Origin of the sequence: Novosphingobium aureum (assembly GCF_015865035.1) — a bacterium.
In the GTDB taxonomy this organism is placed as follows: Bacteria; Pseudomonadota; Alphaproteobacteria; order Sphingomonadales; family Sphingomonadaceae; genus Novosphingobium; species Novosphingobium aureum.
Genome location: NZ_JADZGI010000038.1, coordinates 1 through 237, shown reverse-complemented (window position 1 = coordinate 237; position 237 = coordinate 1). Strand labels below are relative to the sequence as shown.

The 237-nt window shown below is 63.7% G+C and carries 1 protein-coding gene; it reads right to left on the bottom strand.

All coding sequences use genetic code 11. The features are described from left to right. A partial coding sequence (locus tag I5E68_RS20030) for a DDE-type integrase/transposase/recombinase (RefSeq protein ID WP_197167487.1) occupies window positions 1-237 on the bottom strand: 237 nt, incomplete at both ends.

Below are 237 nucleotides of genomic sequence, written 5' to 3'. Positions count from 1 at the left end.
TGCCCTGCGTTTGCGGATGCAACGGGGCGCCACGGACGTGACTCATCTGCTGGGCCTCGATGTACTCGGCGAGTTCGCCCGCGATGTAACTGGGGCCGTTGTCGGATAGTAGCCGGGGCTTGTGCAGCACGGTGGCGCTATCGCAGCCCGATGCCTTGAGGGCCAGGTCCAGCGTGTCGGTGACGTCTTCGGCCCGCATGTTGGTGCACAGTTTCCAGGCGATGATGTAGCGCGAAT